At 69.5% G+C, this 26387-nt stretch carries 27 protein-coding genes; 19 read left to right on the top strand and 8 right to left on the bottom strand.

All coding sequences use genetic code 11. From position 1 onward, the window contains the following. Window positions 1-1095 carry an acyltransferase family protein gene (locus CKW34_RS00725; RefSeq protein ID WP_059382072.1) on the bottom strand — a complete coding sequence of 365 codons (1095 nt, stop codon included), beginning with the start codon at window positions 1093-1095 and terminating at the stop codon, window positions 1-3. A 297-nt stretch (window positions 1096-1392) separates the two neighbouring features. Here CKW34_RS00725 and CKW34_RS00720 point away from each other — a divergent pair, with 297 nt between their 5' ends. The 7 genes from CKW34_RS00720 (at window position 1393) to CKW34_RS00690 (ending at window position 7377) form a co-directional block, all read left to right on the top strand. Next, window positions 1393-2016, top strand: a complete 624-nt coding sequence (locus CKW34_RS00720) for a superoxide dismutase (RefSeq protein WP_006553395.1) — start codon at window positions 1393-1395, stop codon at window positions 2014-2016. Window positions 2017-2248: 232 nt separating this feature from the next. Then, window positions 2249-2782: a hypothetical protein gene (locus tag CKW34_RS00715; protein ID WP_059382071.1), complete on the top strand. Its 534-nt coding sequence runs from the start codon at window positions 2249-2251 to the stop codon at window positions 2780-2782. 264 nt (window positions 2783-3046) lie between these two features. Then, window positions 3047-3745, top strand: a complete 699-nt coding sequence (locus CKW34_RS00710) for a TMEM165/GDT1 family protein (protein ID WP_059382070.1) — start codon at window positions 3047-3049, stop codon at window positions 3743-3745. 78 nt (window positions 3746-3823) lie between these two features. Further along, window positions 3824-4327, top strand: a complete 504-nt coding sequence (locus tag CKW34_RS00705) for a MarR family winged helix-turn-helix transcriptional regulator (protein ID WP_174479608.1) — start codon at window positions 3824-3826, stop codon at window positions 4325-4327. Further along, a complete protein-coding gene (locus tag CKW34_RS00700) occupies window positions 4324-5571 on the top strand; it encodes an MFS transporter (RefSeq protein ID WP_059382069.1) in 1248 nt (415 codons plus the stop codon). The genes CKW34_RS00705 and CKW34_RS00700 overlap by 4 nt, the downstream gene beginning before the upstream one ends. 130 nt (window positions 5572-5701) lie before the next feature. Next, window positions 5702-6469, top strand: coding sequence for an SDR family NAD(P)-dependent oxidoreductase (locus tag CKW34_RS00695; RefSeq protein WP_059382068.1), 768 nt, complete (start codon window positions 5702-5704; stop codon window positions 6467-6469). An 86-nt stretch (window positions 6470-6555) separates the two neighbouring features. Beyond that, window positions 6556-7377: an alpha/beta hydrolase gene (locus tag CKW34_RS00690; protein ID WP_059382067.1), complete on the top strand. Its 822-nt coding sequence runs from the start codon at window positions 6556-6558 to the stop codon at window positions 7375-7377. Here the strand turns inward: CKW34_RS00690 and CKW34_RS00685 are convergent. Beyond that, window positions 7361-8119, bottom strand: a complete 759-nt coding sequence (locus CKW34_RS00685) for an IclR family transcriptional regulator (protein WP_059382066.1) — start codon at window positions 8117-8119, stop codon at window positions 7361-7363. The two genes, CKW34_RS00690 and CKW34_RS00685, sit on opposite strands and share 17 nt — an antisense overlap. Beyond that, window positions 8116-9630 (bottom strand): APC family permease, encoded by a 1515-nt coding sequence (locus CKW34_RS00680; RefSeq protein ID WP_059382065.1) that lies wholly within the window; start codon window positions 9628-9630, stop codon window positions 8116-8118. Before CKW34_RS00680 ends, CKW34_RS00685 begins: the two co-directional genes overlap by 4 nt. Before the next feature lie 354 nt (window positions 9631-9984). On the opposite strand from CKW34_RS00680, the gene CKW34_RS00675 reads away from it, so the two are divergent. The 8 genes from CKW34_RS00675 (at window position 9985) to CKW34_RS00640 (ending at window position 16447) form a co-directional block, all read left to right on the top strand. Next, entirely contained in the window at window positions 9985-10566 is a 582-nt protein-coding gene (locus tag CKW34_RS00675) for a MauE/DoxX family redox-associated membrane protein (RefSeq protein WP_059382183.1), read from the top strand. A gap of 21 nt (window positions 10567-10587) precedes the next feature. Further along, a complete protein-coding gene (locus CKW34_RS00670; RefSeq protein WP_059382064.1) occupies window positions 10588-11202 on the top strand; it encodes a redoxin domain-containing protein in 615 nt (204 codons plus the stop codon). A 102-nt stretch (window positions 11203-11304) separates the two neighbouring features. Further along, on the top strand, window positions 11305-11973 hold the full coding sequence (locus tag CKW34_RS00665) for a methylamine dehydrogenase light chain (RefSeq protein ID WP_059382063.1): 669 nt from the start codon (window positions 11305-11307) through the stop codon (window positions 11971-11973). Beyond that, window positions 11970-13274 (top strand): hypothetical protein, encoded by a 1305-nt coding sequence (locus tag CKW34_RS00660; protein ID WP_059382062.1) that lies wholly within the window; start codon window positions 11970-11972, stop codon window positions 13272-13274. Before CKW34_RS00665 ends, CKW34_RS00660 begins: the two co-directional genes overlap by 4 nt. Beyond that, complete coding sequence (locus tag CKW34_RS00655) at window positions 13271-14863, top strand: multicopper oxidase family protein (protein ID WP_059382061.1); 1593 nt, start codon at window positions 13271-13273, stop codon at window positions 14861-14863. Before CKW34_RS00660 ends, CKW34_RS00655 begins: the two co-directional genes overlap by 4 nt. A gap of 10 nt (window positions 14864-14873) precedes the next feature. Then, complete coding sequence (locus tag CKW34_RS00650; RefSeq protein WP_059382060.1) at window positions 14874-15215, top strand: cupredoxin domain-containing protein; 342 nt, start codon at window positions 14874-14876, stop codon at window positions 15213-15215. Continuing rightward, window positions 15215-15535: a cupredoxin domain-containing protein gene (locus CKW34_RS00645; protein WP_059382059.1), complete on the top strand. Its 321-nt coding sequence runs from the start codon at window positions 15215-15217 to the stop codon at window positions 15533-15535. The genes CKW34_RS00650 and CKW34_RS00645 overlap by 1 nt, the downstream gene beginning before the upstream one ends. A 60-nt stretch (window positions 15536-15595) precedes the next feature. Beyond that, the gene (locus tag CKW34_RS00640; RefSeq protein WP_059382058.1) at window positions 15596-16447 is read left to right on the top strand and encodes a hypothetical protein; all 852 of its coding nucleotides are present in this window, start codon (window positions 15596-15598) and stop codon (window positions 16445-16447) included. 61 nt (window positions 16448-16508) lie between these two features. On the opposite strand, the gene CKW34_RS00635 is transcribed toward CKW34_RS00640, so the two are convergent. After that, a complete protein-coding gene (locus CKW34_RS00635) occupies window positions 16509-18107 on the bottom strand; it encodes a TM0106 family RecB-like putative nuclease (protein ID WP_059382057.1) in 1599 nt (532 codons plus the stop codon). 149 nt (window positions 18108-18256) lie between these two features. Here CKW34_RS00635 and CKW34_RS00630 point away from each other — a divergent pair, with 149 nt between their 5' ends. Further along, window positions 18257-18940, top strand: a complete 684-nt coding sequence (locus CKW34_RS00630) for a DUF6474 family protein (RefSeq protein WP_016695404.1) — start codon at window positions 18257-18259, stop codon at window positions 18938-18940. 13 nt (window positions 18941-18953) lie between these two features. Here the strand turns inward: CKW34_RS00630 and CKW34_RS24210 are convergent, their stop codons facing one another. Next, window positions 18954-19427: a hypothetical protein gene (locus CKW34_RS24210; protein WP_155418939.1), complete on the bottom strand. Its 474-nt coding sequence runs from the start codon at window positions 19425-19427 to the stop codon at window positions 18954-18956. A 74-nt stretch (window positions 19428-19501) separates the two neighbouring features. Here CKW34_RS24210 and CKW34_RS00620 point away from each other — a divergent pair, with 74 nt between their 5' ends. The 3 genes from CKW34_RS00620 to CKW34_RS00610 are packed head-to-tail and all read left to right on the top strand — an operon-like array spanning window position 19502 to window position 21650. Next, window positions 19502-20176, top strand: coding sequence for a YcnI family copper-binding membrane protein (locus CKW34_RS00620; protein ID WP_059382055.1), 675 nt, complete (start codon window positions 19502-19504; stop codon window positions 20174-20176). Next, window positions 20173-20706, top strand: coding sequence for a copper resistance CopC family protein (locus CKW34_RS00615; RefSeq protein WP_016695401.1), 534 nt, complete (start codon window positions 20173-20175; stop codon window positions 20704-20706). Before CKW34_RS00620 ends, CKW34_RS00615 begins: the two co-directional genes overlap by 4 nt. A 5-nt stretch (window positions 20707-20711) precedes the next feature. Then, window positions 20712-21650, top strand: coding sequence for a copper resistance D family protein (locus CKW34_RS00610; protein ID WP_059382054.1), 939 nt, complete (start codon window positions 20712-20714; stop codon window positions 21648-21650). 54 nt (window positions 21651-21704) lie between these two features. Here the strand turns inward: CKW34_RS00610 and CKW34_RS00605 are convergent, their stop codons facing one another. The 3 genes from CKW34_RS00605 to CKW34_RS00595 form a co-directional block, all read right to left on the bottom strand. Beyond that, a complete protein-coding gene (locus CKW34_RS00605; protein ID WP_059382053.1) occupies window positions 21705-22343 on the bottom strand; it encodes a UdgX family uracil-DNA binding protein in 639 nt (212 codons plus the stop codon). Between the two features lie 19 nt (window positions 22344-22362). Beyond that, window positions 22363-25545 carry an acetyl-CoA carboxylase family protein gene (locus CKW34_RS00600; protein ID WP_059382052.1) on the bottom strand — a complete coding sequence of 1061 codons (3183 nt, stop codon included), beginning with the start codon at window positions 25543-25545 and terminating at the stop codon, window positions 22363-22365. Between the two features lie 71 nt (window positions 25546-25616). Further along, window positions 25617-26369, bottom strand: coding sequence for an ABC transporter permease (locus CKW34_RS00595; RefSeq protein WP_059382051.1), 753 nt, complete (start codon window positions 26367-26369; stop codon window positions 25617-25619). Between the last annotated feature and the right edge of the window lie 18 nt (window positions 26370-26387).

The following is a 26387-nucleotide window of genomic DNA, read 5'->3' as shown; positions in this document are numbered from 1 at the left end:
CTACGCGCGAGTCGGAGCGGCAGTCCGTTCGTCGGAGGCGGCCTGCTTCGGCGTCAGCCAGCGGCTCTTGATCCAGTGCGCGGCCGGAACCTCGACGCTGCGGTACAGCGCCTCGGCGACGAGACCGCAGCCGATCAGCAGCAGCACGATCGCCGCGGTCGTGCCGACGAGGCCCACGGTGTTCTCGTAGATCCGGTACATCACGAGGGTGTGGGTCAGGTAGATGCAGTAGCTGCGGGTCGCGACCCAGGAGACGACGGCCGAGCGCGCGAACCGCCCGTCGTACCGGGCGACCAGCACGACCGCCGCGAAGACCACCGACACCGTCCACAGGTAGCGGGTGCCCGACCAGTAGACGTTGATGTCCGTGGCCATCACGATCACCGCGATCTGCGCGAACATCGCCGCCAGCAGGGCGCGCAGCGAGATCAGGCCGGCCCAGCCGAAGTACACGATCTGCCCGAGGAACAGGGTGGGCAGCGTCGACGCGATCTTCGACAGGAACGGCACCGTGTACGGCTCTGGGATGTACAGGTTGTAGAGGAGCACCAGCATGCACAGCACGGCGCCGAGCATCGGCACCGCCACCGGCGCCGTCCGCAGCAGCGACCGTCCTGCCACACACCACAGGTAGAACGAGATCTGCGCGGCGAGCGTCCACACCACGCCGAGCACGATCACCTGCGGTTTCAGGAAGAACGCGCCGAGGAAGAAGGACAGGAACGCGTCGGAGACCGACACGGTGGTGTGGCCGCTGAAGGTGCCGTTGATGCCCAGCCACACGAGCACGACCGCGGCCAGGATCGCCACCCAGAAGGCCGGCAGGAGCCGCGCGGCCCGGGCGATCAGGAACTTCCGACGGTCCTGCCGGATCGCGGACCGGGTGACGAGCATGCCCGTGAGCATCATGAAGGCCGTCACGCCGACGGACGACAGGTGCTGGTTGAGGCCGGCGCCCTTGACGAGCACCTCGTAGGTGAGGTCGATGCCCCACCAGCCCGTCCCGAGGTCGTCGATCAGGTAGAAGGCGATGTGGGAGTAGAGCACGGCCGCGACCGCGACGAGCCGGACGACATCGACGCCCGGCAGATCCACACGCGGTGCATCGGCCCCGCGTGTCGGTTCGTTCAGGAAGGGCCGAAACACGCGCCAATGTTAAGGTCCCGTTCACGCAGCTGTTGCCGATGGTCCCGTTATCCGAACGTTTCCGCTGGTGAGAGCAGTTTTCCGGAAGCGCGGACGGTTGCGGGTGCTCTCCGCCACAGTCGGGGCCCGATCGTGTCCGCATTACGGGGAATGTTGCGGACGGTGTAGTTATGGACTTGGGTGGAAACCCGAAAAGGTACGGAATAACTGCACGGGCCGAACGGCCCGGTGAAGAAGGGACCCTTCGTGGCTGAATACACACTTCCGGACTTGCCCTACGACTACGCAGCGCTCGAGCCGCACATCTCGGCGAAGATCATGGAGCTGCACCACTCGAAGCACCACGCCACCTACGTCGCCGGTGCGAACACCGCTCTCGAGAAGCTGGCCGAGGCCCGCGAGAACGGCACCATGGCGGCCCAGGCGACCAAGCTCGAGAAGGACCTCGCCTTCCACCTGGGTGGTCACACCAACCACTCCGTCTTCTGGAACAACCTCTCCCCCGAGGGTGGCGACAAGCCCGAGGGTGAGCTCGCTGCTGCGATCGACGACGCCTTCGGTTCGTTCGACAAGTTCCGCGATCACTTCTCCGCGAACGCGAACTCCATCCAGGGCTCCGGCTGGTCGATCCTCGCGTGGGATTCGATCGGACAGCGTCTGATCATCGTCCAGCTGTACGACCAGCAGGGCAACATCCCGATCGGCCTGACCCCGCTGCTCATGCTCGACATGTGGGAGCACGCCTTCTACCTGCAGTACCAGAACGTCAAGGCCGACTACGTCAAGGCCTTCTGGAACATCGTCAACTGGGCGGACGTACAGGCTCGCTTCGAGCGCGCTCGCACCGCCACCTCGGGCCTGATCGTCTAGTACGGATCGGTCATACAGGTCGCGAGACCGACAGCGAGGGCGCCGGGACACCGGCGCCCTTCGTCGTCTCCGGGGCCGGTTCTGCCCACTCGCTACAAGAATTGCCATCCGCTACTGCAATTGCCGTAGCGGATAGCAATAGGTGTAGCGGAAGTGCTGGCACTCGACACCTCTTGTGTGCCAACGGAGAAAACGGGCATTCTCCCCTTACCGACCGAGGGGGAGGAGTGGGATGAACGCCGAGGAATACAGCCGCATCGAGCTGTCCGCATTCCAGTCCGACGGGTCGCTTCGAGGTTTCGTCGTCTCGGGCAGATGGCCCGCGACCACCCGCGAATGGGCCCAGGTGCTGGCGATGACGGTGCGGATCGCGTCACTGCCGGGACTGCTGCCCACCTCGACGGTGTTCGGGGTCAAGGAAGAACTGCCCGACGACCCCGAGCCCGGAACCGTGGGCCTCGTGGTCGCCGAGGGTCCGGTGCTCGGCGAGCGTGCCGTGCAGCCCGGACGGTTCGCCGAGCATCAGCCACCGGCGCTGATCATGCTGCATCCGCCGTCGGAGACGACGCCGTCACTCCCGGAGAATGCGGGCGTCGCGTCGGGCTGCGTGCTGCTCCCCGGGATCCCTCATCTCGGGCTCGAGCATCGCGCGGCGTGGGTCGAGGCAGAACCGGACGGCACGGTGACGGCGCTGGTCAGCAAGGTGGGAGTGGATCCGGGCAACGATCCCGACACCGCGATTCTGGCCATGCTGCTCGCTTCGTGAGGGCGCCCTGAAAGCGAGAGTTCGGTTCTCCGAAAGTTAGCATTGCCTTTACAGAAATCGGTTCGCCGAGCTAACGTTGTCGTCGGCGAAGGGGAGTAGCCCCCAATCGCAGGGTCGACATACTGGCGGCGCCCGACAACGGCACCGCCCGGCCCCGCGGACCGGATCTCCCTCCGGTGGGCGAGACCTTCGGCCGCTGGTCGCATCGTGCGTCCGGCGTCCGGAGGAAGCCCCGTTTCCTCCATACGAAAGGAGGAAACGCATATGTGGTCCGCGCTCGTCCTGTCCTTCGCGGTCACCTTCGTCGCCGAACTCGGCGACAAGTCCCAGCTCATGGCGATGACCTTCGCCCTACGTCATCGCTGGTGGGTCGTCCTGTCGGGGATCCTGTTCGCGACCACCGCCGTCCACCTCGTGTCGGTGGCCGTCGGGCACTATCTGGGTGTCGCGATCCCCGCGACCGCCATCTCCATCGTCGGCGGCATCGCCTTCCTGATCTTCGGCGCGTGGACATTGCGCGGCGACTCCCTCGACGACGACGAGCAGTCCAAGGCCGGACGCGTCGCGCGCTCCGCCTTCCTCGCCGTGAGCTCGGCGTTCTTCCTGGCCGAACTCGGCGACAAGACGATGCTCGCGACCATCACGCTCGCGACCGACAACAACTGGGCCGGGGTGTGGATCGGGTCCACCGTCGGCATGGTCGCCGCCGATGCGCTGGCCATCGTCATCGGTGCCGTGCTCGGCCGGCACCTTCCCGACAACGCCATCCGCTACGGCGCTTCGGCGTTGTTCTTCGGCTTCGGTGCGTGGATGCTCGGCGACGGTCTGTTCCCGGAGATCGGCGTCGTGGGACCGATCGCCGGCGCGGTGGCCCTGCTGCTGTCCGTCGCCGCGATGGTGGTCGTCCGCCGACGCGCCCGCCGTGTCACGGAGGACGAGTCCCCGGCGCTCATGCGTCCCTGATCACCGTTCCGAACAGTGTCTTTCCGCTCCGGACAAGAGTATGCTTGCCGATAGGCAAATAAATTCGGAGGTGGTTCCATGTCTGAACTCACGGACAGCACCCCTCGATCCGAAACTCCTCCGTTCGACGCGGAAGACGTCCATCGTCTGCGTATCGCGATCGGACGGATCTCCCGCCGCATGGGCATGTTCGCCTCGGAGGAAGGGCTGACGCGTTCGCAGTCGACCCTCCTCACGACCGTCGCCCGCCACGAGACGATCGGAGTCCGCGAACTCGCGGAGATCGAAGGGCTCAACCCCACCATGTGTTCGCGCATGGTGGGCAAACTCGAAGACGCCGGGTTGCTCACCCGGTCCCCCGACGCCGACGACAAGCGCGTCGTCCGCGTCCACATCACTGATGCCGGTGCCGCTCTGTCGGCGGAACTGCGCGATCGTCGCACCGCCCTGTTCGCCCGTCACCTCACCGAACTGAGCGACCGGCACCTCGAAGCTCTGCACGACGCGCTGCCCGCCCTCGAGGCACTCTCGCAGCGCGTCGCCGATTCACCGCGCCCCTCCGTCGAGGGGGGTCGCCCGTGACAGTGCTCGCCGACATCAGAGGACAGACCTTCGCGGCCCTGCGCGGCCCCAACTTCCGCCTCTACATCAGCGGCCAGGCCGTCTCGCTCATCGGCACGTGGATGCAGACCGTCGCACAGTCGTGGCTCGTCCTGCAGCTCACCGGCTCCGCGACCGCCATCGGCATCGTTCTTGCGCTGCAGACCGTGCCGATGCTGCTGCTCGGCCCCTACGGCGGCGTGGTCGCCGACCGCTCCGACAAGCGCCGGCTCATGATCGGTTTGCAGACCCTCATGGGTGTGCAGGCCCTGATCCTGGGGCTGCTCGTCGTCACCGACACCGTGGCCCTGTGGCACGTCTACGTCCTGGCGGTCGCGCTCGGCCTCAACCAGTGTTTCGAGAATCCCGCGCGACAGTCGTTCATGCTCGAACTCGTCGGTCCGGAGGATCTGCGCAACGCCGTGAGCCTGCAGTCGGTCCTCGCCTCGTGCTCCCGCATGATCGGTCCGGCCGTCGCAGGCCTGGTCATCGCCGCGGGCGGACTCGGCGTGTGCTTCCTGCTCAACGCCGCGAGCTTCGTCGCCGTCGTCACCTCCCTGCTGCGACTCGACGTCTCCCGGCTCCAGCGCTCCCCCGCCGCCGCCCGCGCCAAGGGGCAGCTGCGCGAGGGCTTCGCCTACGTCCGCAGCACGTCCGATCTGGCCGTCCCGCTGCTGATGATGGCGCTCGTCGGATGTCTGGCCTTCGAGTTCCAGGTGGTCCTGCCGGTCCTGGCCGACCACACCTTCGCCGCCGGTGCCGGGGCCTACGGTTTCCTCACTGCCGCGATGGGCGCCGGATCGGTGGTGGGCGGGCTCGCCGTCGCCACCTGGGGCCGCACCGGGACCCGGCCGCTGATCCTCACCTCCCTCGCGTTCGGTATCGCCATGGCGGTCGCCGCTGCGGCCCCGAACCTGACCACGCTCATCGTGCTCATGGTGATCGTGGGTGCGCTGAGCGTGACGTTCACGTCCACCACCAACAGTTCGCTGCAGCTCGCCGCCGCGCCGATGATGCGCGGACGGGTGATGGCGCTGTGGTCGGTCGCCTTCCTCGGCTCCACGGCCATCGGCGGCCCCATCGCCGGCTGGGTCTGCGAGCAGTGGGGTGGCCGGGCCGGACTGCTGCTCGGTGCCGTCGCATGTCTCGTCGCCGCGGCGATGGGAGTCGTCGCACTTCGCCGCCGGACCACGACCCCTGCGGAACCCGCGGGCGTGACCGGTTAGGGTTCGTGACGAACGACACTCACACGCCGTAGGGCTCTGTGAGAGGACCTGACGGAGTCGGACTCGGTGCCAACGAGCCCGAACCCGTCGGGTCCACGCAGCCCTCGGCTCGGGACAGGAGATACGAACAGTGGAGATTCAGGGATCCGCCGCACTGGTGACCGGTGCCGCATCCGGTCTCGGCGCCGCAACCGCACGCCGCCTCGCCGACGCCGGAGCCACCGTCTTCGGCCTCGACCTGCAGCAGTCCATCGACCGCGTCGGCGATGCCGCACCCGCGGGTGTCACGCTCCTCGCCACCGACGTGACCAGCGGCGACGAGGTGCAGGCCGCCGTCGACCGCATCGTCGAGTCGGGTGTTCCGCTGCGCGTCGTCGTCAACTGCGCCGGTGTCGGCTGGGCCGGTCGCATCCTGTCGAAGAACGGCCCGCACGACCTCGAGCTGTTCCGCACGGTCATCACCGTCAACCTGCTCGGCACGTTCAACGTCATGCGCCTCGCGGCCGACGCGATCTCCAAGACCGAGACGGTCGACGAGTCGGGTCAGCGCGGCGTCATCATCAACACCGCCTCGGTGGCCGCGTTCGAGGGCCAGATCGGCCAGATCGCGTACTCCGCGTCGAAGGGTGGCGTGCACGGTATGACCGTCCCCGCCGCACGCGACCTCGCGCAGTTCGGCATCCGTGTCAACACCATCGCCCCCGGCATCGTCGACACCCCGATGCTCGCCGGTGTCACCGAGGAGTACCGCAAGGGCCTCGAGGCCGGTGTGCCGTTCCCGTCGCGCCTGGCTCAGCCCGCCGAGTACGCGCAGCTCGCGCAGATGATCGTCGAGCACGACTACCTCAACGGCGAGACCATCCGCATGGACGGCGCGCTGCGCATGGCACCGCGGTAATCACGCCTTCGGTAACCACGCCTCTTCCGTGCGCGTTTCCGGCAGTTCCGGCTGCCGGAAACGCGCACGTGCGTTAGACCGGACCCATGCGGATCGTTCTCGCCGTGGTGCTCGCCGGCGCGCTCGCCGGCGCGCTCGCCGGCGTCGCCGGCCGGTCGCTGCAGCGACGCCTGATCTACCTGCCCGACAGCTCCACTCCCCCGTCCGCCGCGACCGTCCTGCCCGGCGCGGAGGACGTCGTCCTCACCACCGCGGACGGTCTGGAGCTCGACGCCTGGTTCGTGCCCGGTCGCGCTCCCGACGGTCCCGGAGCCGGTTTCACGGTTCTCCTCGCTCCCGGTAACGGCGGCAACCGCCTCGGCCGCGTCGACACCGCCGCCGACCTCGCCGCGGCAGGTTTCTCGACGCTGCTTCTCGACTACCGCGGGTACGGCGGTAATCCCGGCTCCCCCTCCGAGGACGGTCTCGCCGCCGACGCCCGCGCGGCCCTCGAGCATCTCCGTTCGCGCGACGACGTCGACCCCACCCGGGTGCTGTACTTCGGGGAGAGCCTCGGCTGCGCCGTGGTCACCGCGCTCGCCGTCGACGAACCGCCCGCCGGAATGTTGCTGCGCTCGCCGTTCACCGATCTTGCCGCCGTGGCCCGGCACCACTATCCGTTCGTCCCCACCGCACTGTTGAAGGACGAGTTCCCCGTCGCCGAACTCGTCGGCCGCATCGACGTGCCGATCACGGTCGTCTACGGCACCGCCGACAGCATCGTCCCGCCCGCCCAGAGCACGGCCGTCGCCGATGCCACCCGGCAGCTGCACGAGCGGGTCGAGCTCGCCGGTCTCGAACACAACGATCCACCGATGTTCGGCGCGCCCGTGGTGGACGCATTGATCCGGCTCAGAGCAGGCCTGTGAGCCTCGCGGACCCGTCGACGAGGAATCTCACCAGATCGGGATCGGGTTGCACCTTCGCGGCCGACCCGTGCAGGTACAGGCCGCCGACGACGAACGACGACGAGTCGCGGATCGGGACGGCCAGCGCCGCCCTGCCCAGCCGTGTCTCCTGGCACTCCTTCGCGTAACCGAACGAGACGATCTCGCGCAGCTCCCGCGCCAGCGACTCGCGCTCGCACATCGTGAACTCGGTGAGCCGGCGCAACTCGGCATCCGGACCCACTCCCGGCACGTGGGCCAGCATCAGCTTTCCGATGGCATTGGCGTGCAACGATTTCGACAGAGTCGTGATGGCGACGATCTCGTGGTCCGGATCCTGGTCGACGAACCGGAGCCGGCTCCCGGCGAAGGACGCGACGTGCAACCCGAAACGCGTGCAGCCCCGCAGGTCCTCCATCACGTCGTGGAGCGACTCGGACGGAGTGGATTCCGCTGCGGCCTGGGCGAGTTCGGCGGTGCGACGACCGAGCGCGAAGCCCGACAGGTCGGGAACACGCACGAGATAACCGTCCGCGACGAGCAGGTTCAGCATCCGGTAGGCCGTGGCCGGAGGCACTCCGGCGAACGCGGCGATCTCCTTGGCGGTGGTGCCGGGACCGAGCTGCGCGACGGCCTCGAGCATCCCCAGCGCCTTCTGCACGGCGTGGGGTTGTCGTCCTCCGAAAGGTGTCTCGGCGGACCGGATCGGCACGTGGGCGGTCACATTCGCTCCCCCTGTGTGCCCCCCGTGACGATCTGCGGTCGCCCGTGCTCGTCGAGGACCAGTGTCCCCGCCCCCGGCAGCAGATCCGTGGTCTCGACGGTGTCGAAGGCTCCGATCGTCGCGAGACTCTGCGGGCGTAGCAGGCGCAGCACCGCGCGCCAGATCGGTCCCGACACCAGGAGCGCGACGAGCGCCGACGGCACGACGAGCAGCGAGTGCGTGATCCCGTCGACGGCCGTGCCCACCAGCAGGCCGCCACCGAGCAACGCGACGAACACCGCCGCGACCCGCGTCCACGCGGTGTCCTCACCGATGCGGTGCAGGAACCGCAGTGACGCCAGCGCGACCAGCGTGTACGCCGCGACCAGCGCGACCTCGACGACCCCGTCGAAGACGGACGAATCCGCGTCCGCCGCCAGGGTGTACAGAACGGCACCGGCGACACTCACCGCGACGAACGCCGTCACCGCGAGGTAGGGGGTGCGCAGGGTGCCGTGTACGCGGGCCAGAGCGGACGGCAGCACCCGTTCGACACCCATCGAGTACAGGAGCCTCGAGCCTGCCTGTGCGCAGCCGAGTGTCGACGCGAACCACGAGCACGCCATGCCCGTCTTCACGGCGAGCACGACCGCCCACGACGCGCCGGAGTCGACACCGTCGAAATACGCTCCGATGATGAGCGATCCGCGGCCGGTCAGCGATGCGACGGCCGCGAAGACGAACAGCGCCCCGACGACGAGAGGGGTGATCAGCACCGTCCGGCTCACCGTGACGAGCGGCCGACGGGCCTCGGGACCGAAGAACGCCGCGCTCTCGAAGCCCGCCATGGACAGGACGGTCATCAGTGCGAGGAAGGGCAGCAGGCTCAGCGGTGAGACCGGCAGTTCGCTCGTCGTCGTTCCGCCCGCCGGCGCGACCAGCATCGTCGCGACGATCAGTACCAGCGAACATGTTTCGACGAGCAGGATCGCGCGGGTCGCGAACCGCACGCCGCGGATCGCGATCAGGGCGACGGCTCCGCCGAGCACTGCCGTCGTCACCAGCCACGGTCCCGTCCCCGGAAGATGCAGTCCGGCAAGCTCGCCGATGTCCAGTACCGTGCGTGCTCCCTGGGCGAGCACGGAGATCGAGATACCGAGATATCCGACGATGAGCGCCGTACCCGTCACGAGGGCCGCGCGCGTGCCGAGTCCCTGGAAGACGAAGCTGTAGAGCGAACCCGCCGCGGCCAGGCGTCGAGTGAACTGTGTGATGCACCATGCGACCAGTACGACGACGCCGGTCGTCGCGGCGATGGTGAGTACACCGCCGAGTCCCGGAGCGCTCACGGTCATCCACAGGGCGATGAACACCATGCCGGTGGCGGGGGCGATCGTCGACAGCGACTGTCCGATCAGATCGAGTTGGGACAGTTGTCTGCGCCCGAGCGCGTGCAGGGGTGAGCGCACGTGAGCCCCGGCGGGTTCCGCGTCCTGCGCGCGGTCGATCGCCGCCCGGAGTGCTGACGTCACGACCGTGGTCCTTTCACCGAATTTGTCCGGACGCTAACCCCGTTCTGTTACAGCTGCATTACCTGCGCGAACTCCGTATGGGTCCCGAATGAGAATTCGCTCGGGATCTCGATGCGAGGTACATCACGCCGTCGGCTCCCGCACGGACCTGCGCAAACGCAAAAGCCCACGTCACCGATCCTCCACCCCACCGATTTCCGCGGCTCGCGTTCTCGTTCGGGGTGTCCCCGTTCGTTTCTCCGGCGTCGCATGCCCGACTCGAGACCACAGCACGATGTGTCCATCCCCACCTGCGAGGGATCCGCCGGGACCTCGAGAAGGTCCCGCAGCGAAACGGAAGGAGTGGTCGCACACATGCTGTGGGTGCTGATCGCATCGATCGTCGGAGGCACGCTGTTGCTCGCCGGCATCCCCAAGACCCGGGACCGCCAGGGTCTGTTGCGCACGGTGCGCGGGTACAAGCTGCTGCCCGCCCCGCTCGAGGAAGCGGCGTCGTTCGCGCTGCCGTGGGCCGAGATCGTCCTCGGTGTCGCGCTCGTCACGGGCATCGCCGGACGGTGGGCGGCCGCAGGCGCCGCGCTGCTGTTCCTGTGCTTCTTCGGTGGCCTGACGATCAACCTCCTCCGAGGCCGTCGTGACCTCGACTGCGGCTGCTTCGCATTCGGTTCGCACGACGTCCCGCGGATCGGGTGGTTCCACGCGGTGCGGGCCGGCGCGTTCGTGCTCGTCTCCGCAGCCCTGGCCCTCGTTCCCGCCGGCGCACCGTCGCTCGCCGAGCACCTCCTCGCCGTCGCGCTCGCCGCGCTCGTGCTGGTCGTGGTCGTCACCGCGGTGCAGTTGCGGTCGATCGTGCATCCGGGCCGGCGCCCGGTCGACGACCACCTGACGAAGGCCTCGATCGAACTCCGTGCCGCCTCGACCCTCTCGCGGTACTGACAAATCCGAACGGAGAAATCTGTGAACACCTTCCTGCTGATCGCGGTCATCGTGCTGGCCGTCGCCGTCGCGGCGCTGTTCCTCATGCTGCTCGCCCTCGCTCGTGAGATCGGGCGCGTGCAGGTGCGTCTCGGCCCCCTCGGCGCCCGGATGATGGACACCGGCCCGAAGATCGCCCAGGTCGGTCCGAGCTTCCGCGGCCTGAAGGACCACCTCGGCCGCGAGATCGGCGTCGGTGGCCACCGCGACAAGGCACAGCTGCTGCTGTTCACCGCGCCGTCGTGCTCGACCTGCAAGAGCCTGCTTCCCGGCGTCAAGGCGATGGCGAAGGCGGAGAAGGACCTCGAGGTCGTCATCATCTCGGACGGCACGCCGGAGGAGCACCAGAACTTCCTCGCCGGTTCGGGTATCGGTGCCGAGCTCAGCTACGTCGACGCCCGCGATGTGGGCATCGCCTACCAGGTGGGCACCACTCCGTACGGCGTGATCCTCGACGAGCACGGCAAGATCCAGGCCAAGGGCCTGTGCAACCACATGGCGCAGGTCGAATCCCTCCTCAACGCACTCGAATCCGGTACGCCGTCGCTGCAGCACCTGCACGAGGCAGCCAAGACTCGCGCCGCAGCCGGTCTGTGATCTGCGAGCGCGGACCGCGCCGTCGGTACGGGCGGAATCTCATCCCCTTCTCGAGATCGGAGTACGTCGTTGGACCTCAGACCCTCATCCGGTGAACCGGAGATGCACGAGAACCGATATCCGGTGGACGAAGCCACCGTCAAGGAACAGGCCGAATGGATGGCCGGCCGCGGCGGGTCCTTCATCGGCCGCACCGGACGCAAGATGTCCGAGCGGGTCTCCCGCCGTTCGGTGATCAGCAAGATCGGCCGGTGGACGATGGGTGTCTCCGGTGTGGCACTGATCAGTTCGCTGCCCGTCACCCGCACGGCCCTGGCGCAGGAGCCGCCGGCGCCCGCCCCCGCCGAGCCCGAACCGTTCGTTCCGGTCTACGACGGCAAGGATCCCGCCGAGTGCGAGTACTGGCGCTGGTGCAACATGGACGGCACCTCGTGCGCGGCCTGCAACGGCGGCGGTGTCACCACGTGTGCGCCGGGAAGCCGTCCCGGAGCGGAGTTCTGGGTGGGGTGCTGCACGCATCCCGATACCGGTAAGACCTACCTGATCGCCTACTACGACTGCTGTGGGGCACCGTCGTGCTCGAACGCGTTCTGCGGTGAGCCCGACATGCAGGCCATCATGTACAACCCGGTCTCGGGCAGCTTCGACCAGGAGATCATCTGGTGCGTGTCCGACGAATCCCAGTCGTACACCTGCACGATGGCACCGATCATCGGTGAGGACTGCCAGACCCGTCCCGCCGCACGACCGAAGGTGGGCGCCGGATCATGAAGCGCACCCAACGGGCGGTCGCCGCGACCGTCCCGCTCGCTCTCGCACTGTCCCTCGCGGCGTGCTCGAGCGACGACGACTCCTCGTCCACCGCTGCGGGCGAGGTCACCTACCCGACCGTCCCCTACACCACTCCCGGTGAGGGCATCTCCCTCGGTCACGACGACCAGGAGATCGGCGACACCATCCCGGAACCCGTGCACGTCTCGGAGATCCAGCCCGCGAGCGAGAACGACCTGCTCGCGGTCCTCCGGACTCCGGGTGGACTCGAGATCGGTGTGAACGTCCTCGACCCGGTCACCGGTGTCGCGGGCAGTCGCATCGTCGTGGGCCCCGGCATCTGGGATCCCGTCATCCACGGGTTCGTCGGCGAGAGTTCCTCGGACCCGGCGGTTCTCGCCGCCGAGGTATGGCGTCCCCGCGGTTCGCGCGGCCAGGCCGACTTCACCGTCACCACCTACTCGGGCGACCTGCTCGAGCCGGACGAGATCGAACTGCCCGACTACGCCCGCGCGCACTCGCGCCCCGGTTCCAGTGCCGTCACCTCGGACGGGAAGTACTTCGTGACGTGGGACGACGGCCTGTACGGCGTCCGCGTCGTCGATCTCGAGGCCGGCGAGGAGAGCGGCGCGCTGCAGATCATCGGGTGCGGGCCGTTCACCTGGCTCGTCGACCACGAGCTCTACAGCGTGTGCGAGGACACCCGCGAGTTGATCCAGATCTCGATCGACGATGCCGGTGTCCCCACGGAGACGGCGCGCACGAAGGTGCTGCCCGACGACTTCGTCAGCAACCGCAAGGTGACCTGGGCCGCGGACGCGAAGAAGGCGCTGCTCGTCGGCGCGACCGGCGACGTCTTCGTCTTCGACTTCTCGAACGGTCTGCCGGAGGATCCCGTCGCTCCCATCGGGAACGCGGGTCAGGACGGTGGCCGCTTCGCGGAGAACGCCATCAACAACACCGGCGACCGGATCGCGATCGAGTACACCGACAGCGAGATCCATCCGCACTCGGCGCGCGGCGGCGACATCGTCAAGGTCGAGTTGTTCGACGCCGCCGGCCTCACACCGATCCGCACCCTCGATCTCGAGGCGCTGGGGCTGACGGACATCGCGTCCATGGCCTTCTCCGTCGACGGATCGATCCTGTACGTGGTCGGTTCGGGCCCCGAGGTCGACGGCGAGTCGGTCCAGCGCATCGTCGGTGTCTCGGCGAGCGACGGCGCCGAGGTCAGTGCCGCCGACGTCACGGGCACCGTCGACGACATCCGTTCCCTCCTGACCCCGCAGGTGATCCGATGACACGACCCGGTACCGGGCTCGTGCTCGACCGCCGACGCTTCCTCCGCCTGGGCACCCTCGGTGCCGGGGCGGTGGGGCTCGGCGCCCTCGGGTTCGGTGCCGCCGCCTGCAGCTCCGGTACGTCCGGGCAGCAGGCGGCGGCCGCCGAGCTCGACTACATCCGTCCCACCGACCCCGAGGTGGCCGCGGCCGAGGCGGCCCGCACCACCTCGGGGGCGACGGCCGCCTTCGCGCTCGCTGCGGGTGTGGGCGCCGTGGACCTCGGTGGGCGGATCGTGAACACGTGGACCTACGGCGGGGCCGCCGTCGCACCCGAGCTGCGGTTGTCGAAGGGCGACCGTGTGCGGGTGTCGGTGGACAACGGGCTTCCGCAGGAGACCACGCTGCACTGGCACGGCATCCGGATCCGCAACGACATGGACGGTGCGGCTCCGGTCACGCAGGAACCGATCGGCGCCGACGGTGGCCGGTTCGAGTACGACTTCGTCGCACCCGATCCGGGCACCTACTGGTACCACTCGCACAGCGGACTGCAGGCCGACCGCGGCCTGTTCGGGGCCATGATCATCGAGGACCCGAACGACGCGACCGGCGCGGACGCCGACGCGGTTCTCGTGCTCGACGATTGGGTCGACGGTCTGGGCACCACCCCCGACGCGGTCCTGGCCGCGCTCAACCCGCAGGTCGCCGGGCACGGTCACGCCGGGCACGGCTCGGGGCCGGCCGAGTACTCGGACGCCGATGCCTCGGTGGCGCAGCAGATCACGTCGGCGGGCCACGGGGACTCCGTCCCGCTCGGCGGCATGACCCAGCACATCGCGTACCCGCTGCACCTGATCAACGGGCGCCCGCCGAACGATCCCGCCATGGTGGAAGCCGCTGCGGGACAACGGTTGCGACTGCGGATCATCAACGCCGCCGCGGAGACGCCCTACCGCTTCGCCGTGGCCGGCCACGAACTGACCGTCGTCGCCGTGGACGGTTTCGACGTGCAGCCGACGACCGCCGACACCGTGATCCTCGGCATGGCGCAGCGGGTGGACGTGCTCGTCACGGTCCGCTCCGGTGCGTGGCCGATCGTGGCGAAGGTCGAGGGTCGCGACGGCTACGCGTCGACCGTGCTGCGGTCCCACGACGCGGTTCCGATGTCGAACCCCGATGTGGGAGGAAACATCCCGGAGCTGAACGGGCGACTGGTACCCGAGAGCGAACTGCGGCCCGCCGAATCGGTGCTGCTCGAGAAGCGCGACGTCGACCGCGACTACCGCGTCGAGCTGATCCAGGCCGGCGACCGCTACGTGTGGGGCATGGCCGGCCCCGACGCCGGCCGATTGGTGATGAAGGAGGGTGAACGGATCCGGATCACGATGGTCAACTCGTCGCCGATGTGGCATCCCATGCACACCCACGGCCACACCTTCGCCGTACCGAGCTACGGCGGTCTGCGACGCGACACCGTCAACGTGCTTCCGGGGACCGAACTCGCCATCGAGTTCGACGCGGACAATCCGGGCGAGTGGATGTTCCACTGTCACAACGCCTATCACTTCGAGGCAGGAATGACCGCGAATCTGCGGTACATCCGGTGAGGACGAGATCATGAAGAAGTTTCTTTCCGCGGTCGCGGGCACGGCACTCGCGATGGGACTGCTGACCGGATGCGGCAGTGCGGACGCCGACGAACCCGCGGTCGTCATCGAGGTGACGAACATGTCGTACAGTCCGGCATCGGTCACCATCGAGAAGGGCCAGACCGTGCAGTGGCACTTCGACGACTCGGGCCTGCCGCACGATGTGGCGGGTGACGGACCGCTCGAAGGTGACCTGAAGAGCGAACTGCTCACCGAGGGCACCTACGAGTACACCTTCGACGAGGCCGGCACGTTCACCTACCACTGCACGCCGCACCCCGCGATGGTCGGCACGATCATCGTCCAGTGATGCGGATCCGGTGGGGCGTGGCCGCGTTCGCGATGCTGGCCGCGACCTCGTGTGCCGGCTCCCCCACCGGGCCGGACGCGGAGATCGTCGTGCGCGACGTGCACTTCGCGCCGGTGGACGTGACCGTACCGGTGGGCGGCACCGTCCGGTGGACGTTCGACGACGGCGGGGTCCTGCACCACGTCGGATCGGAGGGCGAGTTCGACAGCGGCATCACCCCCGACGGGAGCTTCGAACACACCTTCACGACGCCGGGCGTCTACGAGTACCACTGCTCGGTCCACCGGTACATGACCGGAACCGTCACCGTGACCGGGTGACGGACAACGCCGTCCGCCGTCCGGTCGTATCCGTAAGCACCACAGCAAAGGAGCATCCCAATGACGGAAACACTCGTGCGTGAGCCCCTGGCTCACCCACCCCTCGGAGTCGACGTACCGGAGATACGCCCGACGCTCGAGAGAGCCGTCGCGAAGAAGACCCGCGGCGGCCTGATCGCCGGTGCCGCCGCAGTCGGCGCCGCCGCCGGTCTCGTCGCAGCCCCCTCGAACCCGGCGGCCATGACCGCCGCGGTGATCGCCACCGGCGCGGTGACGGCACTGGCCGCCAACTGGTCGACCTGCGGCATGTCGGTGGCCGGCGTGGTCGCCGCACCGAAGCAGCCGGGACGCCGCGGGTCGTCGACCCCGATCCGTCGGCTCGGCTGGCACGCCCTGGGATCGCTCGCGACGGGCATCCCCACCGGCGCGCTCTTCGGTGCGCTCGGCGCGCTCGTGACCGGCTCGGTGCCGTGGGCATGGATGCTCGCGGCCTGGGGCGTGATCGCGCTCGGCTACGGCCTGCACGAGCTGGGCATGATCACCCTGCCGACGCCCATGCGGCGTCAGCAGCTCCCCCGCCATCTGCGGCGCACGATGGCGCCGTGGAAGGTGTCGCTGCTGTTCGGCGCGCTCATCGGCCCCGGCTTCATGATCTTCATCCGGTCCAGCGCGTACTACCTGCTGGTCCTCGGCGTGATCGCCTCGGGTTCGCCGGTGCTCGGCGCCGCGATGTTCGCGACCGTCAGCCTCGGTCGCTGCATGCCGAGCGTGCTGGCCATCCTGCACACCCGCCGCGGTGGTTCGATGCCCGGCTTCCTGTCGGCGATGTGCGTCATCGACCGTCGTGTCCAGACCCTCACCGGCGGTGTCCTCATCGCCCTGGCGGCCTTCGCTCTTGCCGCACTGGTCTGATTCTCCGTGCGTGGTTCCGGTGGCCGATGCCGCCGGAACCACGCACGTGGCATGCTCTGCGCTACAGGTCCTCGACGAACGGGATGTCGAGCACCGCGCGATCGCTCATCCACTCGCGCAGGATCTTCGTGGCGATCACGTCGTCCTCGTTGTACTCGAGCAGCCGCACACGCTGCGCCGGATCGGGCTCGCCCGCCATACCCACGGCCTCGCGGTACCAGCTCATCGACGCCTCACCCCCGGCCTCGGCGTCGCGCCAGTGATGCCCCGCGATCGGTGCGATCTTCTTGAGCCCCTTGCCGTTCGGGCACACGAACTGGTCGGTGACGGCCTGGAAGATGTCGACCCACTCGTTCGAACCGATGAACGCCTTGACCTCCGCGAGCTCCGGCACACCCGGGAATCCGTGGAACCGCCGCGCCGACGACAGCAACCACTTGTCCTCCGCCGACCGCGAATAGCAGTAGGCCGCAAAGGTCTTCCCGCGACGTTCGGCCGCGCGCCGCTGGTCCGACAGCCAGCGCCAGAACTCGGCGAACGAGCGCGCCTCGTCGTCGGTCGGCACGGGCTCCCACGTCGCGAACGGGATGTACTCGGAGGACGATCCCGAATTGAGCAGCGTGCCCCACAGATAAGCGCCGTGCTCGTGGTAGCTCTCCATGTCGATGTCGACCTCGACGTCGGCGCGGTGGACGTGCACGTGCCGGTAGCGACGCACGAGCGGCGCACCGGCGATCCACGCCCGCGCCGTGACGATCGCGTCCTCGAACGAACCCTGCGGCCACGCCTCGGGTTCCTCGCCCTCCCACCGGGCGAGGCCGTCGATGGTGTGCACCTCGAGTTCGCGCAGCACGGCGGCGCGTTGCCCCGGCGCGACGAGCGACACGTCCCGGGTGACGGTGAGTTCGGCGCGGCAGCGGTCCCACCACGGGCAGGTCTTGCACTCGCCGATCTGCGACGGCGCCGTCGGAGTGAGACCCCGCGCGATCTCGAGTCGGTCCGCCAGGCGGGCGTCGTAGTCGTCGAGGATCTGGTCGAGATCGTGCACGAGGATGTCGAGATCGTGCACGAGGATGCAGTCGCCGCCGTATCCGATCGCGCCGGCGACCTTCGCGGGGCTCGCGAGTCCGTGACGTTCGAGCATCCGGTACAGGTGCGCGAGGCGCATCTGGTCGCGCACCTGACTGCGCACCTTGCGGGTCTCGTCGGCGGCGGGTGCCCACGCGAACAGGTCGGTGGTGAGCGCGCCGCGTCCGGGATCGGTGACCTTGTGGTTGACGACGATCACCGGGATGTAGCCGCCGCGTTCGGCATCGCGCAGCAGGATCTCCGAGCGGCCGCGGCGTCCGGTGTCGGGTTCGCTCGGCAGCACCGCACCCCAGATGCGGTCGGCTCCCGCGCGGCACGCGTCGAGGGTGCGCTCGGCGCGCTGCGACATCGGCCCTTCCGGGGCGATGAGCACCCACCCGTCCGGGTCGGCGTCGAACAACGTCTGACGGATCGCCTCGCGATGCGCAGCCGCCGCCTCCTGGCGTTGCCGCGCACCCGGATTCTCGGGTGCACCTGCGAGTTCGTCGGGGAAGGTGGCGTCGAGATAGACCCGGTGGCGGCACCTCGTCAGCGCAGCGGCCTCGAGGGAGACGGCTGTGCGCTGTGACACTCCGCGTTCGGGCCGCGGTAGTTCTCCGGTTGCGTCCACGACATTCCAGGGTATTCCCTGCACAGGCGACGGCTCGCAGCAGCACCGTCACGTTAGGCTGACGCGGGGCGCCGGAGCGTCGTGTCGTACCGAATGGAGGGTGCTGTTCGATGGGGTTGTTCACACGGAAGCGTCGCGCGACTCGCAGGGCGGAAGCGAAGGCGCTGAGGACCAAGGCGAAGCTCGAGGCCAGGCTGGTCGCGAAGAATCGGCTCAAGAACGACCGGCGGGCAGCGAAGGCCCAGGCGAAGATCGACAAGAAGCTCGCGAAGTCGCAGGTCAAGCTCGACCAGGAACTCGTGAGGTCGCAGGCCAAGGTCGAGAAGGAACAGATCGCGACCCTCAAGGCACAGAAGAAGGCCGCCGAGAACCAGGGACTCACCGCGGCGAAGGTGCGCCGCTATCTCGGCGTCGCGCGTCTGCTCGCGCCGGTGCTCGTCCCGATCGTCTACCAGGCCGTGACGGCGCTGCGCGGTCAGCTCGACTCGCGTCGCGCGCAGCAGCTCGGCGTGCCGATCGAGGAACTGGGTTCGTTCACCGGTCACGGTGCCCGGCTCAGTGCCCGCATCGCGGGTGCGGAGCAGTCGCTCGCGAAGGTCGAGCAGCGCAACCCCAAGGACGCGGAGACGCAGAAGTTCGCCACCGCGACCCGCGAGCGCCTCACCGATCTGACCGCCGCCGTGCAGACGGCCGAGCAGATGCCGGCCGCGCGCCGGAAGTCGGCGCACGCGGCGATCTCGTCGGAACTCGACGGCATCGAAGCGGATCTGCTCGCGCGCCTCGGCGTGCGCTGATACGGCCTGCACATCAGGAACGAGCACGACCGACAGTGACCAGGTACCCGACCGTTCTCGGCACCACCGCGGGCATCGCCACCGCGGTGCTCGCGGTGGCCGCCCACGGCGCCGCCGGCGGTGGTGTGCCGACGGGACCGGTCGCGGTACTGCTGGTCGCGGTCGCGGCGATCGTCGGGATCCTCGGCGCGCACCAGCCGTCGCTGTCCCCGCTCGTGCTCCTCGCCGGTGGGCAGGCGGCCACGCACGTCGCGCTCACCGTGCTGGTGCCCGGCCACGAACACCTGTCGGTGTCCATGCTGGGCGCCCACATGCTCGCCGTCGCCGTATGTGCGGTGCTGCTCACCGCCGCGGCCCACGTGTACGCGGCGTGCGGCACTGCGCTGCGGGTCGTGCTGCTGCGCGGCCCCCGTGTCGCCGCACCCGCCGTGCTCGCTCCCACCTCGTCGACCGACCGGCTCGTGTGGGGACGCGCACCCCCGGCCATCTCGCGGAGAGGACCACCGCTCGCCACGGCTGCGCTGCGACGATCGATCCTCCAACCACGAGAAAGACCCATACATGTTCGAGTTCTCCCGTCGCGCCCTCGTGGGCGCGACAGCAACCGCTGCGCTGATGGTCGCGGGCGCCGGCATCGCCTCCGCCCACGTCACCGTCGTCGCACCCGGAGCCGAGCAGGGCGGTTACACCGTCCTGACGTTCCGGGTCCCCACCGAGTCCGAGACCGCCGGCACGACGGCCGTCACCGTCGAGCTTCCGGGCCTGCGCTCGGCGCGCACCGAGCCGTTGCCCGGCTGGACGGCGACCGTCGAGAAGGATCCCGAATCGCAGCTCGCGACCTCCGTGACGTGGACCGCCGAGCCGGACGTGCAGGTCGGGCCGGGACAGTTCCAGCAGTTCGTCCTGTCCGTCGGGCCGCTGCCCGAGGAGGACGAGGTCTCCTTCCCCGCGATCCAGACCTACAGCGACGGCGAGGTCGTGGCGTGGGATGAGATCGCGACCGGCGACGAGGAGCCCGAGCGTCCCGCCCCGAACCTGACCCTCGCGGCGAGCAGCGGTGACGGGCACGGCGGCAGCGGCGACGCGCACGCCACCGACACCGGGCAGACCGCTGCGGCGTCGGACGGCACCACCACCGACAGCACCGCGCGGTGGCTCGGTGGTATCGGCCTGGTGCTCGGCGCGCTCGGTGCCGCACTCGGCCTCGGCGCCGTGATCCGGGGGCGGCGGGCATGAAGCGCATCCTCGTTCTCCTCACCGCGGTGATCGCGGCTCTGACCCTGTCCGTCGGCTCCGCGTCCGCCCACTCGGTGGTGCTGTCGAGCTCGCCCGAGGACGGCGAGCAGATCGCCGAGGCACCCGATCGGGTGACCGTGACGTTCAACGAGAACCTGCAGGAACAGTTCGCGGCCCTGACCGTCGTCGGGCCGGACGGCAACCTGTGGTCGAAGAGCGACCCGATCATCGAGGGTGCGACCGCAGCCGTCGAACTCGACGGCCTCGGCCCCGTGGGCGAGTACACGATCGCCTACCGGGTGACCTCCGCCGACGGACATCCCGTCAGCGGAACCCGCACCTTCACGCTCACCCAGGAGGGAACCGGCACGCCCGGCGAGGCGGCATCCGGTGACACCGCGACCGGCGAGACCGGCGCGGAGTCGGGCGAGAGCGACAGCAGCGGACCGGCCGTGTGGTGGTTCGTCGTCGCAGGTGTCGTCGTGGTCGCCGCAGGTCTCGCCTTCGCGCTGCGCAAGCCGAAGGCCTGACCCGCATGATCCCGGAACGCCGGCAGTGGCTCGTCGTGGCCGCTGCCGGCGTTGCCTTCGGAACCGTCGCGGGCATCGCCGTGGCCGGTTCCCTCGCCCTGCCCGCCCCGTCGAGTTCCGTGCGGGCGATCGGGCTGTGTGTCGGCTCGACCGTGCTCGGACTCGCCGTCCTGGCGGTCATGGTGCAGCGGCAACGCCGTCCCGCGGTCTCCTCCGACACGCTGTGGCGCACGATCGCCGCGCTCGGCGGTGTCTGGCTCGCGCTCGCGAGCATCGACCTCGCCTGGGCCGCGTCCACCGCCGCCGACGTTCCCGCCACAGATGTGGACGTGGGGCGGTTCGGGCAGTTCCTGGCCACCACCACGGGCCGCGTGGATGCGTCGGCGTGGGTGTGCATCGCCGCGATCGTCGTCGTCGCCGCGGTGGCGTACCGCCGGTCGGCGTCGTGGTCCACCCTGCCGGTGCTCGTCGCCGCGGCGCTCGCGTTGATTGCCCGCCCGGTCACCGGCCACATGGCGCAGCAACCGCTGGGGTCGCTGTTCAACGCCGTGCACGTGCTCGCGGCCGCGGTGTGGTTCGGGGTACTCGTGGCGCTGGCCGTCACCGTGCGGGGCCGCGGCGCGTGGGCGGAACTACTGCCGCGCTACTCGCAGTTGGCCGTGCGGTGCGTGGTGGCGTTGGTGATCACGGGCCTGGTCGACTCGGCGGTACGGCTCGGCTCGGTCTCTGCGCTACTGGGCACCGGTTACGGACGCGTCGTGCTCGCGAAGGCGTTCGTGCTGTGCGCCCTGCTCGGGCTCGCGTGGAACTGGCGACGCAACTGGCTCCCGGCAGCCTCGACGCACCGCCTGCCGGAGGAGGAGTCGCTGCGCAACGCCGTCCTCGAGGTGTGCGCGATGTCGGTGGCGCTCGGGCTCGCGGCCGGGCTCGCGACCACCGGCTGAGCCGTCACAAGCCGACGACGGCCGAGCCGTCACAAACCGACGACGGCCGAGTCGTCACAGGCTTGCCGCGCGTTCCAGGTCCTGCACGAACGAGCGGAACATGTCGTCGCGCTGCGATTTCGCCCGCAGCACCGCCGACGGGTGCACGGTGACGACCACCGCCGGATCGCACGACCCGCACAGCTCCTCGGGCAGATTCAGGACCTCACCGCGGTGTTGTGTGAGCTTGAAGTCCTTGCCGAGCAGTGACTGCGCGGCGGTGGCTCCGAGGCACACCACCACGTCGGGGCGGACGGCATCGAGCTCGGCCTCGAGCCACGGGCGGCACGCCGCGACCTGCCCACCCGACGGTTTCTTGTGGATCCGTCTGCGGCCGTTGGCGGACCGGTCGAAGCGGAAATGCTTGACGGCGTTGGTCACGTACACCGTCCCGCGATCGATGCCCGCGCGTTCGAGGGCCTTGTCGAACAGGTGCCCCGCGGGCCCGACGAACGGTTCTCCCGCGAGATCCTCCTCGTTGCCCGGTTGTTCGCCGACGAACAGCATGCGTGCGTCGCGCACCCCTGCCCCGAAGACCGTCCGCTCGGCGGCCCTGTAGAGATCGCATCCCCGGCATCCCGCCGAGGCGGCGGCGAGGTCGGCGAGGTCGCGGCTGTCGGGTACGTACTGCTGCGCGCCGGGATAGGTCACCATGGCTGTCGCATACCCGGGTTCACCGCGGTTGCACCAGTCGCGCGATCCAGGCGCGACTGTCGGCGGGGTCGATGACGTCGTCGAGTTCGAAGCTCGTCGCCGCCTGCAGCGCCTTGCCCTGCTGGTAGGCGAGGGCGACGAGCCGGTCGAACAGTTCCTCGCGCTCCCGGGGTGTCTCCGCGGCGTCGAGTTCCTTGCGGAAGCCGAGCCGCACGGCCCCTTCGAGTCCCATCCCGCCGATCTCCCCCGTCGGCCACGCGACGGTGAATTCGGGTGCGTGGAAGGATCCGCCGGCCATCGCCATCGCGCCGAGGCCGTAGCCCTTGCGGAGGATGATCATGCCGAACGGGACGGTCAGGCGTGCACCGGCGACGAAGAAGCGTCCGAAGCGGCGCACGGTGGCGTCCTTCTCAGATTCCGGTCCGACCATGAATCCCGGTGTGTCGCACAGGCTCACCACGGGCAGCCGGTGCGATTCGCACAGTTCCAGGAAGTCCGCGGCCTTGTCTGCGGCCTCCGCGTCGATCGCCCCGCCGAGGTGGGCACTGCTGTTGGCGAGCACACCGTAGGCGGCGCCTTCGACGCGCATCAGGGCGGTGACGATGCCGACGCCGTGGTCCGGGCGCAGTTCGAGCACCGATCCGACGTCGGCGATCGCGTCGATCGCCGATCGCACGTCGTAGGCGCGGAGACGGTTCTCCGGCACCACATGTCGCGCGAGACGCGGGTCGGGTGCCTGCCGGTCCTCGTGCGGCGCGGTGAAGTAGGCGAGATATCGCCGGGCGACGTCCACGGCGTGCGCCTCGTCGCGCGCGGCGACGTGCACGACCCCGTTGCGGCGTTGCACGTCGATCGGTCCGATGTCCTCGGGGCGGTGCACCCCGAGCCCTCCGCCCTCGATCATCGCGGGACCGCCCATGCCGATAGTGGCGTCGGGGGTCGCGATGAGCACGTCGCACACCCCGGCGAGCGCGGCGTTGCCCGCGAAGCAGCGGCCGGAGACGACCGCGACGGTGGGCACGCGTCCGCGCAGTGACGCCATCGAGCGGAAGGTGGGCAGGTCGAGTCCCGCACCGGAACCGGCGTCGACGTCCCCGGGTCGCCCGCCGCCACCCTCGGCGAACAGCACGAGCGGCACCCGCCGCCGGGCGGCGAGTTCGAGCAGCCGATCGGTCTTGCGGTGGTTGTTGCGGCCCTGGGTGCCCGCGAGGACGGTGTAGTCGTAGGACATCACGACCACCTCGGCCCCACCGATCCGGGCGGTGCCGCCGACGAGCCCGTCCGCCGGGGTGTTCGCGATCAGGTCCTCCTCGCTGCGGCGGCCGCGCTGCGCGGCGAGGACGAGCGGTCCGTATTCGACGAAGCTGCCGTCGTCGACGAGGTCGGCGATGTTCTCGCGTGCCGTGCGCCGGCCCCGCCCGTGCCGCTTCGCCACGACCTCGGGTCGCGCCGCGTCGGTGGTGATCTCGTGTCTGCGACGGATCTCGTCGAGGTCGGCGCGGTCGGCGTCGAGGTCGACGGCGGCGATGTCGTCCGTCGCGGTCTCCGCGTCGAACAGGCGGACCACCGCGAGCACCGTGCCCGGGTCGACGGTGCGGCCCGGCTCGACGAGCACACGTTCGACCACGGCACTGCCGGGTGCCCGGATCTCGTGCTGCATCTTCATCGCGTCGAGCACGGCGAGCGGCGCACCCGCCGGAACGGTGTCGCCTGCGCGGGCGATCTCCACGACCGTGCCGACCATCTCGGCGCGCACCGCGTGTTCGTCGGCGCGCAGATCCGTGTACTCCACCGGCGCTGTCGTGATCGCGTCGACGAAATCCGCGAGCCGCTCCCCCAACCACGTGGTGTGGATACTTCCGGATCGGAACTCCTTGTCGTCCAGGATCTTCTGCAGAAGGTCGCGGTTGGTGTCCACACCGTCGACGACGAACTCGCCGAGTGCCGTCGACGCCTTGCGCAGGACCGCCGCGCGGTCGCCGGAGCGCACGTACGCGACGACCTTGGCGAGCAGCGAGTCGTAACGTCCGGTCACCTCGAGGCCGGGCCGGCCGTGGGTGTCGACGCGGATGCCCGGTCCGGTGGGTGGTGTGAACGCGGTGAGCGTCCCGGCGGCGGGCAGGGCGATGCCGTCGGCGCGCGGCGTCTCGGCGTTGACGCGCACCTGCACCGCGATGCCCTGCGCCGCCGCAGGACGTCCGCCTATCCCGCTGCCGTCGAAGGTGATTCCTTCCGGGAGACCGAGTTCGTCGAATCCCGCCCCGCGAGCGATCGCGATCTGGGTCGCCACGAGGTCGACGCCCGTCACCTCCTCGGTGACGGTGTGTTCCACCTGGATCCGGGGGTTGACCTCGAGAAACACGAAACCGTCGTCGTGGACGAGGAATTCGACGGTGGACAGTCCGTGGCACCCGACGTGCCCGATCAGCCGGACCGCCGCGCCGTGCAGCGCCTCCCGCAGGGCGTGGGGCAGATCGGGCGCGGGTGCGATCTCCACGAGCTTCTGGTGCCGGCGCTGCACGCTGCAGTCGCGATCGCCCAATGCCACCGCGCGGGTACCCGGCCTCGATTCGGCAGCCACGACCTGCACCTCGACGTGCCGGGCACGCTCGACGAGCGCCTCGGCGTACAGCCGGTCGTCGTCGAAGGCGGCGTGCGCTTCGGCAGCGGCGAGCCGGAGCGCCTCGTCGAGATCGGCGGCATCGCGGACCACGCGCATGCCGCGACCGCCACCACCTGCCAGTGCCTTGACGACGATCCCGCCCGGACGGTCGCGCAGGAAGGCCCGCACGGACTCCGGATCCGTCGCCTCGACGGCGGCGGTCACCGGGATGCCGAGTTCCTCCGCCACCGAGCGGGCGGCCCGCTTGTCGCCGAGGATGCGCAATGCTTCCGGGGACGGCCCGACGAAGGTGAGTCCGGCATCTGCGCAGGCCTGTGCGAAGGCAGCGTTCTCGCTGAGGAATCCGTAACCGGGATGCACGAGCGTGCATCCCGTCGCCCGGGCGACACCGACGATCGCGTCGGGGTCGAGATAGGCCGAGGGACCGGACCCCGGCAGGGCCTCGGCTCGCGTGGCGGCGCGGACGTGCGGAGCGTCGGCGTCGTCCGCGGCGTGGACGGCGACGGTGTCGAGTCCGAGGTCCCCGGCCGTGCGGACGACACGCAACGCGATCTCACCCCGGTTGGCTACGAGCAGCATCGACGATCCTTCCCTCGGCAGCGGTTGTATCCACTCCTACTCCGATGGCGCCCGCACGGCAGACCGCCGTCTCACACGACGACGACGGGGCGGTGACGTAGGGCGCGACCGAGGCCGAGCGCCATCAGCACGGACGTGATCGACGCCGTCGCCATGATCGCGGCGAGCACGACCACCTGGAACCGTCCGGCCTCCACCGGCGACAGCCCGCCGAAGATCGCGCCGACGAAGGCTCCGGGCAGGGTCACCAGACCCGTCGTCCTCGTCTGATCGGTCGACGGGATCATCGCCGCGTGCACGGCGAAGCGAGCGGGGGCGAGCGTCGCCTGCCGCATGGTCGCGCCGAGCGCAAGCCAGCCCTCCACCTCGGACCAGTGGTCGTCGACGGTTTCGTGGAAGCGTCGACCGGCGAGGGTCGCGACGGTCATGGTGTTGCCGATGATGATGCCGCCGAGCGCGAGCGCGTAGCGCGGGGTTGCCTCCACCGCGCCGGTCGCGAAGACGATGCCCGCCGCGACGAGCACACCGGTCGACATCGCGGCGGCCGTCGCCCCGCGCACGACGGCCTCGTTCCCGATCCGCCGGCAGGCCGTCCACCACGCGACGGTGAACATCACGACGAGCACCACCGCGACCCATCGGGCGTCGGTGATGACGCCGGAGAGCACGACGCTGATGAGCGCGAGCTGGACCGCGCCGCGGGCGATGGCGCCGACGGGCGCGAATCGGTGCGGAACCCGGAACGCCCACAGCACCGCCGTCGAGATCGCGGCGAGGGCGAGGACGCCGACGATCGTGCGGATCAGGACGGTCGGGTCGATCACAGGGTCGACGTTAACGAC

Source organism: Rhodococcus rhodochrous (genome assembly GCF_900187265.1).
Classification (GTDB): Bacteria; Actinomycetota; Actinomycetes; order Mycobacteriales; family Mycobacteriaceae; genus Rhodococcus; species Rhodococcus rhodochrous.
This window is presented reverse-complemented; position numbering and strand designations above follow the sequence as displayed.